13 protein-coding genes are annotated in these 13,838 nt (G+C 31.9%); 8 read left to right on the top strand and 5 right to left on the bottom strand.

Going from position 1 to position 13,838, the window contains the following annotated elements; genetic code table 11:
• Positions 1–648, bottom strand: coding sequence for a potassium channel family protein (locus tag KSU54_RS07725; protein WP_003535143.1), 648 nt, complete (start codon positions 646–648; stop codon positions 1–3).
• 14 nt (positions 649–662) lie between these two features.
• Positions 663–3,473 carry a cation-translocating P-type ATPase gene (locus tag KSU54_RS07720; protein ID WP_117792009.1) on the bottom strand — a complete coding sequence of 937 codons (2,811 nt, stop codon included), beginning with the start codon at positions 3,471–3,473 and terminating at the stop codon, positions 663–665.
• 807 nt (positions 3,474–4,280) lie between these two features.
• Between KSU54_RS07720 and KSU54_RS07715 the strand changes: the two genes are divergently transcribed.
• Entirely contained in the window at positions 4,281–5,039 is a 759-nt protein-coding gene (locus KSU54_RS07715; RefSeq protein ID WP_003535140.1) for a TatD family hydrolase, read from the top strand.
• An 11-nt stretch (positions 5,040–5,050) separates the two neighbouring features.
• The gene (locus KSU54_RS07710; protein WP_003535138.1) at positions 5,051–5,980 is read left to right on the top strand and encodes a G5 domain-containing protein; all 930 of its coding nucleotides are present in this window, start codon (positions 5,051–5,053) and stop codon (positions 5,978–5,980) included.
• A 282-nt stretch (positions 5,981–6,262) separates the two neighbouring features.
• Here KSU54_RS07710 and KSU54_RS07705 read toward each other — a convergent pair whose 3' ends face one another.
• Positions 6,263–7,174 carry an AEC family transporter gene (locus KSU54_RS07705; protein ID WP_003535135.1) on the bottom strand — a complete coding sequence of 304 codons (912 nt, stop codon included), beginning with the start codon at positions 7,172–7,174 and terminating at the stop codon, positions 6,263–6,265.
• 169 nt (positions 7,175–7,343) lie between these two features.
• On the opposite strand from KSU54_RS07705, the gene KSU54_RS07700 reads away from it, so the two are divergent.
• Positions 7,344–7,673 (top strand): hypothetical protein, encoded by a 330-nt coding sequence (locus tag KSU54_RS07700; RefSeq protein ID WP_003535133.1) that lies wholly within the window; start codon positions 7,344–7,346, stop codon positions 7,671–7,673.
• Positions 7,674–7,788: 115 nt separating this feature from the next.
• Here KSU54_RS07700 and KSU54_RS07695 read toward each other — a convergent pair whose 3' ends face one another.
• A complete protein-coding gene (locus KSU54_RS07695) occupies positions 7,789–8,037 on the bottom strand; it encodes a hypothetical protein (protein WP_003535132.1) in 249 nt (82 codons plus the stop codon).
• Positions 8,038–8,645: 608 nt separating this feature from the next.
• On the bottom strand, positions 8,646–9,272 hold the full coding sequence (locus KSU54_RS07690; protein WP_008792424.1) for a hypothetical protein: 627 nt from the start codon (positions 9,270–9,272) through the stop codon (positions 8,646–8,648).
• A 101-nt stretch (positions 9,273–9,373) separates the two neighbouring features.
• On the opposite strand from KSU54_RS07690, the gene KSU54_RS07685 reads away from it, so the two are divergent.
• The 5 genes from KSU54_RS07685 (at position 9,374) to KSU54_RS07665 (ending at position 13,823) form a co-directional block, all read left to right on the top strand.
• Entirely contained in the window at positions 9,374–9,925 is a 552-nt protein-coding gene (locus KSU54_RS07685; RefSeq protein WP_003535128.1) for a manganese efflux pump, read from the top strand.
• 64 nt (positions 9,926–9,989) lie between these two features.
• On the top strand, positions 9,990–11,852 hold the full coding sequence (gene mnmG, locus KSU54_RS07680; protein WP_003535126.1) for a tRNA uridine-5-carboxymethylaminomethyl(34) synthesis enzyme MnmG: 1,863 nt from the start codon (positions 9,990–9,992) through the stop codon (positions 11,850–11,852).
• A gap of 2 nt (positions 11,853–11,854) precedes the next feature.
• Entirely contained in the window at positions 11,855–12,556 is a 702-nt protein-coding gene (rsmG, locus tag KSU54_RS07675; RefSeq protein ID WP_009008511.1) for a 16S rRNA (guanine(527)-N(7))-methyltransferase RsmG, read from the top strand.
• An 8-nt stretch (positions 12,557–12,564) separates the two neighbouring features.
• On the top strand, positions 12,565–13,332 hold the full coding sequence (gene noc, locus KSU54_RS07670) for a nucleoid occlusion protein (RefSeq protein ID WP_003535123.1): 768 nt from the start codon (positions 12,565–12,567) through the stop codon (positions 13,330–13,332).
• Positions 13,332–13,823, top strand: coding sequence for an HD domain-containing protein (locus KSU54_RS07665; protein ID WP_003535122.1), 492 nt, complete (start codon positions 13,332–13,334; stop codon positions 13,821–13,823). The genes noc and KSU54_RS07665 overlap by 1 nt, the downstream gene beginning before the upstream one ends.
• The last annotated feature ends 15 nt before the right edge of the window (positions 13,824–13,838 follow it).

Raw genomic sequence — 13,838 nt, 5'->3', positions numbered from 1 at the left:
TTAATACAAAATTTCTTTAAATTTTAATAATGATTCCTCTAGTACAGAAAAATAAATCGTATCATTATCTTTTATTTTAGTATCTTTTAAAGGCATCATTGTAATATCATGTCGTTCAATTGCGACAACTTCAAACTCACCATGAAGAGAAATTTCATCGACTGTTTTTCCTATTAAAGATAAGGATGCTTTAATTTTAATAATTTTTATTTCACTGTCTTCACCAATTTTTTTAACTACTTGAAGCCGATTACTGTCAAAATAATCTAAGATCCTTTCAACACCCAAATCAGTAATTGAAATTGTATGAATTCCCATTGAACGAAAAATCCGTGCCTTTGATTTATCATACATTCTGGCGATTACATTATTAACATGGTAAATATTATGAGCAATATTACTAACAACAGCATTAATAGCATCACTGCTTGAACAACTGATCAAAGCATCAGCAACTTTGATTCCGGCACTTTCTAGAACATCTTTATCGTACCCCATTCCCAATACTGTCCGTCCGGTAAAATTACCACCAAGATTATTAAAAGCCTCTTCACGATTGTCAATTATAGTGACATCATGATTTTGATTATTTAAATAATTTGCTAATCGGGTACCAAATTTTCCACACCCAACGATTATAATTTTCATAGGTTTCCATCCTCCTATTTGTCTTTATTTCTTAATATTTTCTTTCTTAATTCCTCAATTCCAAAAACAATAAAAGGAATTGGCAAAGCATATAGCCATTCTATTAACCCAATTGGCGCAGTATTGAAGATACCATTTAAAAAAGGAATATAGACTACGGCTAATAAAATAACAAACTCTACAACTAATCCTAAATTAATATAATGATTGGAGAAGATTCCGCGTTTAAATACTGATTCTTTTTCAGTTCGGTTGTTCATGACCATTCCCATCTGTGAAAAAACAACCCCAACTAGCATCATCGTCGTTGCTTCGTTATAGAGCGCAGTTCCTTCTGGAGCCAATGGATTATGAGGCCAACCATTCAAATAGTTTACAAGGAAATATCCTCCTAAGGCAAATAGCGTTATAATCAAGCCATACCAAATAAAACCTACTAAAATTACTTTTTTATTAAGTAATCTTTCATCGATTCGACGAGGTGGCTGATTCATAATATTATCTTCAGGATGTTCTGCCCCTAAACCAAGCGCAGGAATCATATCAGTTCCAATATCAATAGTTAAAATTTGCATGATTGTAAGGGGCATTGGGACTAAACCGCCACTAAGCAAATATAGAGCAGGGGCAGCAGCTTCTGGGGTGTTGCTATCAAAAATATAACGTAAGAATTTACGAATATTATTATAAACAGCACGACCTTCTTCGATTGCACGAACAATTGAGGCAAAATTATCATCTGTTAAAATCATGTCAGCAGCCTCTTTAGCAACATCGGTACCAGTTATTCCCATAGCAACACCAATATCCGCTTTTTTTAGAGCCGGAGAGTCATTAACACCATCACCAGTTACAGCTACAATATTTCCCATTTCTTGTAAAGCACAAACAATACGATATTTTTGATCTGGTGCCATTCGAGCAAAGACCACTTCGCCTTCTAAAACGTTTTTAAGTTCTTGATCATTCATTTTGCTTAATTCTGTTCCAGAAACTATTTGAGCGGTATCGCTTTTAATAATCCCAATTTTGCGAGCAATACTTTCTGCTGTTAAACCATAATCTCCGGTAATCATAACGATTTTAATTCCGGCACTATGGCATAATTCCACAGCTTCTTTGACTTCACTTCGTGGAGGGTCCTGCATTGCAATCAAGCCTAAAAAAGTTAGATCTTGTTCAATTAATTCAGGTGTATATTCGCGAATTGAACTAGGAAGTTTTTTATCATTATGAGCAATAGTACGATAGGCTACTGCTAAAACTCGCAACCCTTCACGAGCATACATATCGTTTGCTTTCATAATATTGATGCGGTCTTCTTCACTGATTGGACAGGCTTTACTGCCTTTAAAACAACGATTACATAATTCCATAACTTCTTTTGGAGACCCTTTTACAAATGCAATTCTCTGATTGCCTTCAAAAGAGTCTTTTAATTGATGGATCGTTGTCATTCGCTTCCGTCGAGATTCAAAAGGTAATTCTAAAATTCGTGGATATTGACTATTCAATTTATCAAGATCAATTTCAGCTTTTTTAGCTACAACTTCTAAACATGCTTCAGTAGGGTCACCTAAAACTGTATAACGTGGATTAACACTCTTATTTTGTGGTGGTACTAACTTAGCGTTTGAACAAAGTACTGCACCACTTAATAATAGTCTTAAAACATTACTTTTCTTTGCGGTAATTTCTTGTTCATCAACATAGATTTTTCCATTTGGAACATATCCTTCGCCGCTGACATCCATTTGACTATCAAGAGTCCAAAGATGATTAACCGTCATTTCATTTTGAGTTAAAGTACCAGTTTTATCAGAACAGATAACATTTGTACATCCTAAAGTTTCTACGGCTGATAGTTTCTTTACTAAAGCGTTATCTTTAGCCATTCGTTGAACAGATAAAGCAAGTGATAACGTAACAGCGGGTAAAAGACCTTCAGGAATAAAAGCAACAATCATTCCTAAAGAAAAAATAAATGACTCCAATAAGGGATCCTTAATTACAAATACAGCAATCAGCATAAACACGATTCCAACACTTAATGCAATAATTGCAATTTGTTTAGTTAGAACATTAAGTTCTTTTTGTAATGGAGATAAGCTTTTTTCAGTATTTTGAGTTAAATTAGCAATTTTCCCAAATTCACTATCCATTCCAGTTGCAACAACAACACAGTGGCAAGTACCAGAAGCAACAGTAGTACCGGTAAAGATCATATTTTCAGCTTCTAAGTATGAAACTTTTTCTTGCAGTGCCTCATAATTCTTTCTAATTGGATTACTTTCACCTGTCAAAGTTGATTGATCTACTTGGAAATCACTACAACGTAAGATTCTAGCATCCCCACAAATTCGGTCACCTTCTTCTAAAATCATTATATCACCAGGAACAATGTCCTCAGCAAATATTTTTACTTCTTTACCATCACGTACTACTCGGGCATAAGATGGCATCATCTTTTGCAACGCACTAGTTGCTTTTTCTGCTTTAAATTCTTGGAAGAAAGAAAAGAAGCCATTAATTAGATTGACACAGAAAATCGATATTCCTAATTCGACTGTTCCAGAAAGGATAGCTAGTAATCCTCCACCCCATAATAGTAATGCCATTAGACTAGTAAAATTAGAAATTAGTTTTTTAAACATTGAACTTTGTTTCTTTTTGGAAATCTCATTCTTACCATACTTTTTGAGACGATGTGATACCTGTTCTTCAGATAAACCGTCCATACTACTTTCCATTAAGGTATAGGCCTCAACCGGGGTCACATACATTATTTGATAATTATTCAATTCATTATCTTCATTAATATTCATACGACAATTCTCCTAATACTCATTCCCTAAAATTAAAAACCAAAAAATATATTTATAACGATACCCGTTATCCCTCCTCAAGGCCTGTCAAAATAAAAAAGACAGATTCTTTCTTGAATCTGTCTAAATCGTAATTTACTTAACTATCAAAATAGTTCTTTTAATCGTAAGCTTACATCGAATAAATAAAGCATTTTGCTTTATGACAGACTCCACCACTTATTCGATGCCAAAATAATAGCATAGGCAATAATAGGAGTCAACGAAACTAATCAAACGTAACCAAATCATAACAATTGTATTTTATACTCTTATCCATTAACATATTTATCCATATTTAATAGTTAATTTTAGGTATTTTTGATTAAATCTAACGATATTTACTTACTATACTGTTAATTGTAGTAAAGATAACAATTCTTTCTACAATAAATTACTCTTCATGATATCCTTTCCCTGATATCTAAATAAAAACAGATAGCTTTCCCTCTATCTGTATTACTTGAAACAAGCAGCTTTCCCTCTGCTTGTTTTTTTGTGATATTAGTATAAAAATGATTACTTTGTCAAAAATTAGGTTGTAAAATCAACTTGATTATTTTATTACGTTTCTCTACAAAAACATGGTATTTTTCTTAAAAAATTTATGTTTTATCGAAATTTGTATGTTAAAATATGTGGAAAAAGGAATATGGTAATAAAAAAATATCGATTTTATCATAGTTTTTTCTTTGCAGCTAGTGCCTTGGAGTTTAGATATTTGACAAATGTAATTGATTTTGTTAATATACAGCGGAGGTGAGATTTATGTACTTTGATACTCATTGTCACTTGAATAGTGATGAATTATATGAAGATCACGATGTGTTTGTTCAAAAAGCCCTAGATAACAATGTTACCAATATGGTTGTCGTAGGCTATGACTTAAAGTCGTCTCAAATTGCAATCGAATTAGCTAAACAATATGAGTTCGTATATGCTGCAGTTGGTATCGGACCAAACGATTGCTTAAACACAACAAAAGATCAAATGAACATCATCGACAAGTACTTAGAAGAACCTTGCGTAGTAGCACTCGGAGAAATTGGTCTCGATTATTATTGGGACAGTGTTCCTAAGGAAAAGCAGATGGAAGTATTTCAATGGCAGATGGACTTAGCTAAGAAGCACCAAAAGCCAGTTGTAATTCATTGTCGCGACGCCTATGAGGACACTTACGAAGTACTAAAACGGAATGGACATCCTGGAGTGATGCATTGTTATAGTGGCTCTGTTGAAATGGCAGAAAGATTTGTAAAACTTGGTTATTACATTTCTTTAGCGGGTCCGGTGACATTTAAGAATGCAAGAGTTCCAAAAGATGTGGCAGCAACTATTAACTTAGAGAATTTATTAATTGAAACTGACTGTCCTTATTTAACACCTCATCCATTTAGGGGAAAGTTAAATGAGCCTGCAAATGTTGTGTATATTGCCCAGGAAATAGCTAAGCTAAAGAACATGGAGATAGAAAACGTTGCAAGTGCGACAACGTTTAATGCCAAAAAACTTTTTGGCATTAAATAGGAGGAAAATTAATGAAAAAAATTAAAGAGGCTATTATTAATGCAGACCCCAGAATGAAAGGGTTACTTGTAGTAATGATTGCCTATATTGGAATTGTAGCGACAACATTAAATGCTGGAGCAACAAACCAAATTGATAACTACGTGGAAACAATTGATGTAAAAGTTCAAGATGGAAATCAAGACCAAAAGGACTATTTAATTAGACAAGCGTCAGTATCTAGTGTTCTTGATGATTTAAAAATCAGTGTAAATCCTCAAGATATTTTAAATTTAGATTTAAATTATATTGTAAATAAAGGTGATTTAATACAAATCACTCGAGTTAATCAAGCGGATATAGACGAGATGATTACAGTAGAATCAAATACGGTAAATACAACTGGATTAGAGTTATTTACTACGAAAGTTGCGCAACAAGGGCAAAACGGGCAAGTGAAAAACACTTACCGCGTAACTTATGAAAATGGTAACGAAGTAGGAAGAGAATTAATTGGTAGTCAGGTGGTATCACAAGCTACTGATACAATAATTGAAACAGGTGCAGTCCAAGAAGGAGCATTCTTTACTGGAAGACTGACTACTTATGGAGGCGACTGTGCTGGAGGAAATGGAACTTCATCAACCGGTATTAAATTAAGTCCGATTTCTGGAGTACAAGGATCAAACAGTCCTAAATTAACATATAATGGACGTTCATATTATTGCTTAGCTGCAGATCCTTCAATTCCTTTTGGAACAATTATTGAAATTACTAATCATAATTTAAGTATTGAATCAACTGCATATGGGATTGTTGTAGATCGTGGTGGTGCAATTAAAGGTAACAAGATTGATATCTTTAATGGGACTGAAGCTGGTAAATATTTTACTGGTGGAACATCAAAGAATACCCAATTTAAAATTATCTCAGTAGGAAGTGGAAAAAACTTCTGGAAATAAACTAGTCAAATTAATGACTAGTTTTTTTGTTAGGTGATACATGAACAAAAAATTATTGATATGTGTTTAGAATGATTAGATTTTATTGATTGTGAAGTAAAGCGTATTTTGCTTTTAGTAGATGAGAAAAGTTTAAAAGAGCGATTAGCAAATGATATTGAAAAAGGGGTTCGCCTTGTTGATGTGGCTGTAAGAAGTATTGTGAGAATCCCTTTGTATCAAGTATTAAATAAATACGACAAATCATTCAATTTAATCAATACATAAAGAAATACCGGTTTATTAAACCATAAATAAGATTAAAATCGTCATAATAAAAATACTAATAATAATACTTAAAGAGTTGATTGCTGAAGGAACTGGGGAACGACTTCCTAAACGATTTGAGAAAACTGGGGCAACAGCTGATATTGGCGAACATAAGCATAAAATAATCATTTTTTTAACAGTTAAATCAATTGGTAAAATAAAATATACAAATAAGGATAACCCCAAAGTAACTGCATAGCGGTTTAAAAGTATTTTTTTAATCAGTCTGATTTGTGATAAATCTAATTTTATTTCCAATAAAATTCCAATCATTAACATTGCTAAAAAAGCATTAGCATTACCAGCAATACTAGTAACTGTTAAAATTTGTGTAGGAATTGCAATATGAAATAAAGATAAGAAAAACAAAATGATGTAAGTGCAAAAAGGAATTGATGAAAATAATTTTTTAGCAACAGTTTTAAAGCTTTGTTTTTCTTCATTAGCTACAACTGTACTAGCAGCACTATAAGTACCTCCTAAACACATTAAAGCATTGCCGGTATCAAAAAGACAAACATAACCAATCAAGTTAGATGGAAAGAAACTTTGAACAAATGGTAAAGTAAAAGTTCCGATATTATAGCCAGATGAGTTGATCATCGATAGAGCTCTGGTCATGGGTGATTCTTTTTTTTGAATCAAGTAACCAGAAAGGTTAGTAATAACATTGCCTAAGAAGCCACAAGCAAGGGCTACTAATAGGATGGGGGTAATCTCAAGGTTATTAATTGATGAAAGTAATGAGCATGGAAGCGTTATATTCATAATGATTGTTGATAAAAAACTTCCGTGTTCACGGGTACAGACCCCTTTTGTCTTTAGTGCAAATCCTAACATAATAATTAAAATAAAGCCACCGGCCTTAATTAAAATATCAATCATACAATTCAACTCCTTTATTGGCTTTATCATAGCATTTACGACAAAATAATTTAAAATATTTTCAATTAGTGAAATAAGTTTTTAGTGTAACCATACAATTAGGTATTCATCACATATTTATTCGGTATTTTCTCGTTAAAATATCTTAAAAATAGAAAGGGATTTAAAAATGGAAAAAATTAAGAATTGGTTTTATAAACCAGCGTTTACGCTAATTTGTTATGCAATAGCTTTATTGATAATCTGTTATTTTGGGTATACTGTAAATATATCTTATCAATCTGTAGTCTCATATGTTGAAGCAGGAAGTATCTCGTGGGGCGCAAACTTTGGTGAGATCGTTGCTTATTTTATGTCAAATACGTTTAGTTATTTCTTTTACGCAATGACATTTGTTTTCTTTGGTAAGGTAATTAGTATTATTAAACCTAGAGCCCCAAAGCAAGAGATTGTTGAAGAAATAAATGATAATGTTGATGATGAATTGATTGAAGCTTAAAGAAAAAAGCACTTCGGGATTTGAATGACCAAATCTGGGAGTGCTTTATTAATTCTTAAATAAGCTGACTGATTGTTTTAAATATTCTGGTGTAGATGACTAAATTAAAAATAATTTAAGAAACTGATGAAACGAGATAATTATTAAAATAGTGTTTTAAAGTAGGAATATCCTTATAATCATAATTTAATAGAGAGTTACTTTTATCAAGTGATGTATAACAAGAATCAATTTTAAGCTTTGAGTCAGTGAGTTTTTTTAATAATAAAGCATTCAGTTGTTCTTGACGAGTAGATGAATTAAAAATATCGTAGATTTCATCGAGTATAAGACCAAGACGCTTATGAAACTTAATTTGATTCATGATTAAAACTTCTTTATCCGTATAGATTCGATTTTACCATTTTTTAAAGCAGGTGATAAATACCAGTATTATAATATTGCAGTTCTCGGTCATTGTTTTTATTGTATAGAACGTTTAGTGATCTCCTAGATTATAAATAATGATTAATAAGAAATGAATCAAAAAGCCTATTGTTGCTAAATGAGTCAAAGATTAATTAGCCGATATTTTTCTTTACTACAATGTAAAGTTTAAGGTTGACAAGTACCAGTTAAATGCAAATGAAGAGAATCTGTGTGTGAGTTATAATCAAAATTCATTTGGCTAGCAGCAATGAAATTTTCAATTATTTACTGCTAGCTTTGATAGTTGTTTAATTTATTTTCTAACAGCTATTTTTTTAATACAAAATATCTCTAATAATTGTTGGAGAATAGAATAATCAGATTAACGATAAAAACAGGTGTATTTGATTAAATTAACATTATTATCATTAATCACTTTTCTACTATGAATATCATAGGATATCTTTATCAAACCTTGGTGTCGTAGTAATATATTGCTTTTTGTCGTATGCCAAATCATGCAAACACCATTAAGTTGATACACAGCTTCCTCCTTAGATGAAATTAGTTAGGATGAGAAGTTTTGTTAAATTTAATATTTTTAGCTAATTTAATAAAAAAATGATTATCATTACGCTGATCGTAATGAGTAAGATATAAGCTTAAAATGAAACTACCAATTACAGCTACCAGCATATCGGTAATACTATCGTGAATGCCTGTTGAGTAATGATTAATTGCATCATAGTTAAAAAAGATCAATAGAGCATATTCATAAAATTCCCAAAATAAGGCAATCATCGCATTAAGGGCATTAATGAAAATAAACATCAAAAATTTTCTTTTTTCATTAGGTAAAAAGTGTTTATAAAAGATATAAGCTATCTCACAAAAAATAATTCCACTGAAAAAATGGGTGAACTTATCAAAATATGGAAGATGATAACCCCCTAAACAACTCCCCCACAAACTTGCAAAATAGACAAAAATGATATTGATAATATAAAATTCTTGAGGAACTTCTATTTTTAACAATTTCATTAATAAAGGCATAATGAATGGGGTAAGACAAGCAACGATTGTCATACTAAAATATTTTCCTCCCCAGTTAAGATAAAAAGCGTAAACTAGAGAAATAAGATAGATTAAAATACAGCTTTTATAAATAAAATTAGTTTTTTTATTTTTCATAATTATTCGACTCCTTATTATAGTATACCATAATTACTAAATTTATTTCCTGATGCCCAGAGCTAAATGGTTATTATGCATAAATTAGATGGGGTGAGTTTATGCATATATTTTCAGCAGTTCTCTATGCTGTATCCGCGAATATCGATGCTCTAAGCATCGGAATAGCTTATGGGATCAAAAAAACACATATTAATCATCAAAAAAATTTTATGATTGCATTTATTACAATGATCGGTACTTATGGTGCAATGCGCTTTGGACATTTTTTAACTAATTATATTTCTTTATCATTGGCAGACTTTTTAGGAAGCAGTCTGTTACTATTAATAGGAATCTATACTGTTGTTAAGTCATTGAAAGAGTGTGATGAGATCATTGTTACTAATCATTTATCAGCAGTAAAAAATATTTCTTTAAAAGAAACTTTAGTCTTATCATTGGTTTTAACCATTAATAATGTAGCTTTAGGAATTGGTGCAAGTATTACTGGAATGCCGGAGTTGATTACTTCTTTAACAACCTTTGTTTGTAGTTATGTTTTTATTGGAACTGGTCAAAAATTTAAGCGATTAAATTTTAAGGGAAAATACGCTGATATAATCTCAGGAATTATTTTAATTATCCTTGGTTTGTATGAATTGACAATCTAATGATTATTGTTTTAAAAATAGGAAATTTGTAGTACAATAGATTAGGATTAAGGAGGGAAATATAATGTACGATATTATAGTAGTCGGTGGTGGGCACGCAGGAATTGAGGCAGCGTTGGCACCAGCGAGAATGAATCAGAAAACAGTTTTAGTTACTTCTAACTTTGATAATGTTGGAAGCCTTCCTTGTAATACATCAATCGGGGGACCAGCTAAAGGAATTATTGTCCGGGAAATAGATGCATTAGGAGGACAAATGCCTAAAACTGCTGATAAAACCTACTTACAAATGAAAATGTTAAACACCGCTAAAGGTCCAGGGGTTCAATCCTTACGGGCTCAAGCTGATAAAAAAGTATATCCTCGATATATGCAAGAAGTATTAAAAAAACAGGAGAATCTTGATATCATTGAGGGAATGGTAGAGGATTTGATTGTTGAAGATAATTGTGTAAAAGGAGTTATTTTGGATAATGGCCAAACTATTGAAGGAAGGATGGTTATCTTAACAACTGGTACATATCTAAAAGCAGAGATTTTATGTGGTGATCAAAAGCATGCAAGTGGTCCTGATCAGCAGAAAGAATCAAAATATTTATCAGAAAAATTAGCTAATTTAGGGATGCGGATTCAACGGCTTAAGACGGGAACACCACCTCGAGTAGAGATTAATAGTGTTGATTACTCAAAGACAAGTTTACAGCCAGGAACTGATGCTAATTTGGCATTTAGTTATCAAACTAATGAGTTTATTCCTATTGAAGAACAAACACCATGTTATCTGACTTACACTAATGAAAAAACTCATCAGATTATTCGTGATAATCTACATCGTTCAAGTATGTACAGTGGTATTGTGAAAGGAATTGGACCACGCTATTGCCCATCGATTGAAGATAAGATTGTTAAATTTTCGGATAAACCACAACATCAAATCTTCTTGGAACCTGAATCAGCAGAGATGGATACGATTTATGTGCAAGGTTTTTCAACTTCATTACCACATGATGTTCAAGAAGAAATGATTCGGACTATCCCAGGATTAGAAAATTGTAAGATTTTAAAGTATGCTTATGCAATTGAGTATGATGCTATAGATCCACTACAATTATGGCCATCATTGGAAACAAAAATAATTAAAAATCTATTTACTGCTGGTCAAATTAATGGAACAAGTGGATATGAAGAAGCGGCAGGTCAAGGTTTGATTGCAGGAATTAATGCAACTTTAAAAAATCAAGGAAAAGAGCCATTGATTTTAAAACGCGATGAGGCTTATATTGGGGTAATGATTGATGATTTAGTGACTAAAGGAACTGATGAGCCATACCGAATGTTGACAAGTAGAGCTGAGTACCGTTTATTGATTCGTCATGATAATGCAGATGAAAGACTAATGAAGTATGGACATGATGTGGGATTAGTAAGTGATCAAATATACCAGGCTTATCTTGATAAAATGTCAGAAATTTTTGCAGAAATTGATCGTTTGGATACGATTCGTTTTACTCCTAAACATGAGATCAATGATGCTTTGGAGCATTTTGGTTCAGCACGTTTAACGGAAGGCATTAGTGCTAAAGAATTAATCAAAAGACCAGAATTAACATATGAAAAAATCTTACCATATGTTGAAGCTCCAAAACTAAGTGAAGAACAACGTAAACGGGTGACTATTTTAATTAAATATAAGGGATATATTGATAAGGCTCGACGTCAGGCTGACAAGCAAGTCAAAATGGAAGAAAAGAAAATTCCGGCAGATATTGATTATGAAGATATTAGCAATTTAGCATTAGAAGCAAAGCAAAAGTTATCAAAAATTCGGCCACTAACGATTGGACAGGCATCACGTATTTCCGGAATCAATCCTGCGGATATATCCGTTTTATTAATCTATTTAAAACAGAAATATAATGAGGAATAGACATGAATGAATTAGAATTCATTAAACAATTAGAAACTAAAGGAATTACTTTAACCCCCCAACAAGTCAATCAATTTAAACAATATTTTAAGATATTGGTTGAATGGAATGAAAAAATGAATTTAACAGCAATTACTGATGAAGAAGGGGTTTATTTAAAACATTTTTATGATTCATTAACGATTGCTTTTGATTTTGATTTTACTGATCAAAGTATTGTTGATGTGGGTGCTGGGGCAGGATTTCCTAGCGTACCATTAAAAATTGTATATCCTGAGTTAAAAATTACTATAGTTGATTCACTAACAAAAAGAATCACATTCTTAAATCATTTATTTAAAGAGTTAAATTTAAGTAATTGTCAAGCTATTAGCGCAAGAGCAGAAGATTATGCTAAAGATCATCGCCAAAAATGTGATATTGTTATGGCGCGCGCAGTAGCCCGTTTAAATATTCTTGATGAGCTGTGCTTACCTTTAGTGAAAGTAGGAGGATACTTTTTAGCCCTTAAAGGGTTAAAGGCTACGGAAGAATTAGAGGAAGCGGGTAAGGGCATTGTTTTGTTAGGTGGTCAAGTGGAAAAATCAATTGATTTTACTTTAACAAATGATAATCATCGAAGTAATATCATTATAAAAAAGGTAAGGGATACTCCAGCCAAATATCCACGAATGTTTGGAAAAATAAAAAAACAACCCCTATAGGAGAAGTTATGTTAGAGAAAGTATATAAACAAATTGATATTGAAAAAATTTCAGCGAATGAAAATCAACCAAGAACTGTTTTTGATGATGAAAAGATTGAGGAATTAGCAGCTTCAATCAAAGAGAATGGTTTGATCCAGCCGATTATTGTACGTAAATATAATCGTGGATATCAAATTGTTGCAGGAGAACGTCGTTATCGAGCAAGTAAGTTAGCAGGATTAAAAACAGTGCCTTGCGTTATTAAAGATATTGATGATAAACAAGTTGATACATTAGCAATCATTGAAAATATTCAGCGTGAAAACTTATCACCGATCGAGGAAGCCAATGCATATAAAACATTGATTGATACATATGATATGAATCAAACCGAATTAGCTAATAAAGTAGGGAAAAAACAGTCGACGATTGCTAATAAATTACGGTTATTAAAGTTATCAGATGATGTTAAACATGCTTTAAAATCAAAACAGATTACAGAGCGCCATGCCCGTGCAATGATTGGCTTGGAAGCTGATAAACAGCAAACGGTATTGCAAGAAGTCTTAAAAAAATCATTAAATGTAAAACAAACAGAGTCTTTGATTAGTAAACCAGTTAAAACAAAACCTAAAAATAAAAAAGGTCCAACTAAAGTATCTCGTAATTTTAAAATCGCAATCAATACAATCAATCAAGCTACAGAATTGATTCAAAAATCGGGAATTGAAGTTATTAGTGAAACTGAAGAAGCTGACGATGAATATATTATTACATTAAGGGTAAAAAAATAATGAAGATAAATGATTTAATATTAGCGATGATTGATTTTTATCAAGGGCACCCTAAACAAATTCAGCATTTGATTAAAGTCCACAGCTTTGCTAGAGTAATCGGAATTGATGAGGGGTTATCTACACAAGAACAAGAAAGATTGGAAGTTGCCGCAATTGTTCATGATATTGGAATTAAACCTGCTTGGGAAAAATATAATAGTTCTAATGGTAAGTATCAAGAAGAGTTAGGACCGGCAGAAGCGATTAAGCTGCTAAATCGTTTAAATTATGATGAAGCTTTAATAGAACGAGTTGCTTATCTTGTTGGTCATCATCATACTTATAGTGAAATAGATGGTTTAGATTATCAAATTTTGGTTGAAGCAGATTTTTTAGTTAATCTTTTTGAAAGCGAAAGTGAAGAAATGGCGATTAACAGTGCTTATCAAAAAATCTTTAAAACAAATATGGGAAAAAGAATTTGTAGGACAATGTTTATGAAGGGCTAGTAATAGTCCTTATTT

The sequence above is a fragment of the Erysipelatoclostridium sp. MSK.23.31 genome (assembly GCF_019125875.1).
Classification (GTDB): Bacteria; Bacillota_I; Bacilli_A; order Erysipelotrichales; family Coprobacillaceae; genus Thomasclavelia; species Thomasclavelia ramosa.
Note: the sequence above shows the minus strand (reverse complement) of the source record. Positions and strands in the feature narration are given on the sequence as shown.

What these genes read in the sequence shown, in the direction of transcription:
- noc (WP_003535123.1), top strand. Translation starts at nt 12,565, where the DNA reads ATGTTAGAGAAAGTATATAAACAAATTGATATTGAAAAAATTTCAGCG.
- KSU54_RS07695 (WP_003535132.1), bottom strand. Translation starts at nt 8,037, where the DNA reads ATGAATCAAATTAAGTTTCATAAGCGTCTTGGTCTTATACTCGATGAA.
- KSU54_RS07665 (WP_003535122.1), top strand. Translation starts at nt 13,332, where the DNA reads ATGAAGATAAATGATTTAATATTAGCGATGATTGATTTTTATCAAGGG.
- mnmG (WP_003535126.1), top strand. Translation starts at nt 9,990, where the DNA reads ATGTACGATATTATAGTAGTCGGTGGTGGGCACGCAGGAATTGAGGCA.
- rsmG (WP_009008511.1), top strand. Translation starts at nt 11,855, where the DNA reads ATGAATGAATTAGAATTCATTAAACAATTAGAAACTAAAGGAATTACT.
- KSU54_RS07690 (WP_008792424.1), bottom strand. Translation starts at nt 9,272, where the DNA reads ATGAAAAATAAAAAAACTAATTTTATTTATAAAAGCTGTATTTTAATC.
- KSU54_RS07715 (WP_003535140.1), top strand. Translation starts at nt 4,281, where the DNA reads ATGTACTTTGATACTCATTGTCACTTGAATAGTGATGAATTATATGAA.
- KSU54_RS07705 (WP_003535135.1), bottom strand. Translation starts at nt 7,174, where the DNA reads ATGATTGATATTTTAATTAAGGCCGGTGGCTTTATTTTAATTATTATG.
- KSU54_RS07700 (WP_003535133.1), top strand. Translation starts at nt 7,344, where the DNA reads ATGGAAAAAATTAAGAATTGGTTTTATAAACCAGCGTTTACGCTAATT.
- KSU54_RS07685 (WP_003535128.1), top strand. Translation starts at nt 9,374, where the DNA reads ATGCATATATTTTCAGCAGTTCTCTATGCTGTATCCGCGAATATCGAT.
- KSU54_RS07720 (WP_117792009.1), bottom strand. Translation starts at nt 3,473, where the DNA reads ATGAATATTAATGAAGATAATGAATTGAATAATTATCAAATAATGTAT.
- KSU54_RS07710 (WP_003535138.1), top strand. Translation starts at nt 5,051, where the DNA reads ATGAAAAAAATTAAAGAGGCTATTATTAATGCAGACCCCAGAATGAAA.
- KSU54_RS07725 (WP_003535143.1), bottom strand. Translation starts at nt 648, where the DNA reads ATGAAAATTATAATCGTTGGGTGTGGAAAATTTGGTACCCGATTAGCA.